The organism is Skermanella sp. (assembly GCF_059503625.1).
In genome coordinates this window covers 1-2,760 of record NZ_JCACHA010000343.1, presented here as the reverse complement: position 1 = coordinate 2,760, position 2,760 = coordinate 1, and the positions used below count along the sequence as shown (strand labels likewise).

The following is a 2,760-nucleotide window of genomic DNA, read 5'->3' as shown; positions in this document are numbered from 1 at the left end:
CCGCCAGTCACAACCGATTCAGATGCCTCAAGCTGTTCCCGGATGGACACTAAGAGAGCGTCAGTGATTTCGCGAGTCTTTGTCCAGATCCAGGTTCAGCTACTTGGAAGATCACCAAACGGCGATAAGTTTGCGCTCGTTCAGCTGCGTGTGCCGGTTCAGCACCGACACCTTGGACCAACGCCAAGTTAATCAGATGGGGCAGTTGGACATGAGCTGCGCCTTTGCCGCCGCCTCTTTTTGAACGCGGCCAAAGATTGCCCTCTGCTTGGCGCAGAGCGCGGGCTAACCGTCCGACAGCATCCTCAGCATCGCCAGTTGTCGCGGAAATGGCTGCAATAGCTTCAGTGGTGGTTGCCATGCTGGACAATAGAGTGAGAGAGAGGCTCAATGCAAAAGAAAAGTTTGGCACGCCGAACTTTTTGGCCGACGGGACGGGCCTTTTTGTGACCTTCTTTGATGTCGACATTTAAAGAGCGGAGAATGCTTACCGTCGCCCTCCCGCTCGACGCTTGCGTGCTGCCGGCTGCCGGCGCTCTTTGATGAAACGCCTCCAGCGCCCAGTGCGGTCGCTCGCAACTTCGGCTCCGCCGTGACGCCTGAGCCAAGCAGCACTGCCAACGACATTGCCGCCTTGCGTGTGGCACTGGCCGCCGAGCGCCTGGCCCGGCAGGAGGCCGAGGCACGGGCCACGGGTGCCGAGGTGGTGGTCGCACACCTCAAGCTGCTCATCGCCAAGCTTAAGCATGATAAGTTCGCGCCTCCTCGGAGCGCAGTCGCGAGCTGATCGACCAGCTTGAGCTGGAGCTCGGCGAGTTGGTTGCCGCCGCCAGAGAGGACACAATCCAGGCCGAGAACGCTGCGGCCAAGCACAGCCGAGGAGGTGCGGGCCTACGTAGAGGCCTCGCCCTATTACCGGGCTGCGATGTACTCCGGCTGCGCCGTGCACCCCTTCGGCCTTGTGCTTGGCGCCGCAGTTGGCGGTGTGACCTGGCCGGAAGGCGCCACTAGACTGCGACCTTGACCGGGGAGCGTCGCACGTCACCGCCCCTACCTGGTATTCGCAGGGCGACCCGAGGCTACTGGCAACGGATGGCCGTGACGGCGTGTTCGGCCTGCTCGGCGTCAATCTGGCACTGCCTGCCCTTCTCGCCCTTGGTGATACCCTCGGGTGGCGATCACAGCCTGGTGGGCTTGCCCGCACATGGTTAGCTTAGTTTGCTGGTCAGTTGGCGCCCACTGCACCAAGGAAGCGATTGATGTGGATCATGGTGTCCGGACCGTACTCGTCTGGTGGCGCTGACGCAGCGCAACGTGTCCAAAACTTGAGGCTTATGAACAAGGCGGCCGTTACGCTCTTCCGGGCTGGGCATGTCCCCATTATCGGCGTCAACATGGCACTGCCGATGATCGAGGCTGCAGGGGGCAGCGAGCTCGCTTACCAGGAACTCATGATGCCGGTTTCCCTAGCGCTGGCAGACCGGTGTGATGCCTGCTTGCGCATCGGCGGTCCGTCAAAGGGCGCCGATGACGAAGCCGAACAGTTCAGGCTTGCTAGCCGCCCCGTCTACAGAAGCCTCGTGGAAGTACCGCACGGTGCATAAGTCCAAGAGCAGCGTCATGTCTCGTGATGCTGAATAGGTAGCGGATGCGGCACATGAGGCAGAAGCGAGTCGTAGTGGTGTTCTTCTCAGCGGCAGGTATGACGGCAATGCTCGCGGAAGCAGTAGCCGCGGGAATAGGGGAAGCCGGTGCCGACGCTGTTCTCTTGCAGATCATGCCAGACCGCATCGTCGCCGGCCGCTTCATCAATAACAACCTGCTGTGCGCTTGCGACGAGGCCGATGCGCTCGTGTTCGGCAGCCCGACTTACATGGGCGGGCCGGCGGCGCAGTTCAAAGCGTTCGCAGATGCTACGAGCGAGCGTTGGGGCGAACAGCGTTGGGCTGGCAAAGTCGCAGGAGGCTTTACCACTGGCGCGTGCGCCAACGGCGACCAGGGGCACACGCTTGCCTACTTTACCGTGCTCGCTGCCCAGCATGGAATGCTGTGGTGCGGGCTCGACATCCCCGGAGAGGCCGACCCTGACGGACGAAACCGGCTCGGCAGTCAACTTGGGCTTGCCACGCACGCCGTGGGCGGGAAGCATCACCCCTCCGATCTGGCGACGGCCCGGTATCTCGGTGCACGGCTGGCAAAGCTTTGCTCCCGTTTCGGCTGATGAAGCCGCCCATCACCCGGCTCGCGCCATCCTTAGGATCTCCTCGACGAAGGCCGATTTGCCCTCCGTATAAGCCTCGCGGTCGGTGGCATGGCGTGCGGCAAGGTCCCGCTTGAGGGCGACATAGCGGTCGGCCTGCTCGGGATGGCTGCGGAGGTAGTCACAGAACAGGAGGCGCTGCCACGGATCGCTTCCGGGCTCGGCATATGGACATGGTGGGTGCGCCGGGGTGCGGGCGGGAGGCCACGGACGAAAAACAGGCGGTCGTGGCGTGGATTGTCGGCCCAGAAGGCGTAGCCAAGGGCCGTCATCGGCTTAGGTGCGATCTCGCGTGCTTCCTCGACCGAGCGGACGGCCATGAGGATGTCGATAATAGGCTTGGCAGGCATCCCAGGGTTGGCGGTGCTACCGAAATGCTCGGCGGCGAGGATGAGGCTCGCCGGCAGACCGGCACGGAGGCGTGCCAACTCAGCCTCGTACATGGAGGGCCAAGCCAGATCATAGGGTACGAGTTCGATTTCGTCCGCCATGCCGCCCTT

4 protein-coding genes and 1 pseudogene are annotated in these 2,760 nt (G+C 62.6%); 2 read left to right on the top strand and 3 right to left on the bottom strand.

Annotated elements, in window-relative coordinates:
• Positions 1-49: 49 nt before the first annotated feature.
• Positions 50-469: a hypothetical protein gene (locus tag AC5JJ6_RS07950; protein ID WP_496041518.1), complete on the bottom strand. Its 420-nt coding sequence runs from the start codon at positions 467-469 to the stop codon at positions 50-52.
• A gap of 790 nt (positions 470-1,259) precedes the next feature.
• Between AC5JJ6_RS07950 and AC5JJ6_RS07945 the strand changes: the two genes are divergently transcribed.
• Positions 1,260-1,604 (top strand): DUF1937 family protein, encoded by a 345-nt coding sequence (locus tag AC5JJ6_RS07945; RefSeq protein WP_496041517.1) that lies wholly within the window; start codon positions 1,260-1,262, stop codon positions 1,602-1,604.
• Between the two features lie 53 nt (positions 1,605-1,657).
• The gene (locus tag AC5JJ6_RS07940; protein ID WP_496041516.1) at positions 1,658-2,221 is read left to right on the top strand and encodes a flavodoxin family protein; all 564 of its coding nucleotides are present in this window, start codon (positions 1,658-1,660) and stop codon (positions 2,219-2,221) included.
• Positions 2,222-2,233: 12 nt separating this feature from the next.
• Here the strand turns inward: AC5JJ6_RS07940 and AC5JJ6_RS07935 are convergent, their stop codons facing one another.
• Both AC5JJ6_RS07935 and AC5JJ6_RS07930 read right to left on the bottom strand, forming a co-directional pair.
• A complete protein-coding gene (locus AC5JJ6_RS07935; RefSeq protein ID WP_496041519.1) occupies positions 2,234-2,392 on the bottom strand; it encodes a GrpB family protein in 159 nt (52 codons plus the stop codon).
• Positions 2,393-2,430: 38 nt separating this feature from the next.
• A pseudogene (locus tag AC5JJ6_RS07930) lies at positions 2,431-2,751 on the bottom strand (GrpB family protein); the annotation flags it as partial.
• Positions 2,752-2,760 lie beyond the last annotated feature (9 nt).

What these genes read in the sequence shown, in the direction of transcription:
- AC5JJ6_RS07950 (WP_496041518.1), bottom strand. Translation starts at nt 469, where the DNA reads ATGTCGACATCAAAGAAGGTCACAAAAAGGCCCGTCCCGTCGGCCAAA.
- AC5JJ6_RS07945 (WP_496041517.1), top strand. Translation starts at nt 1,260, where the DNA reads ATGTGGATCATGGTGTCCGGACCGTACTCGTCTGGTGGCGCTGACGCA.
- AC5JJ6_RS07940 (WP_496041516.1), top strand. Translation starts at nt 1,658, where the DNA reads ATGAGGCAGAAGCGAGTCGTAGTGGTGTTCTTCTCAGCGGCAGGTATG.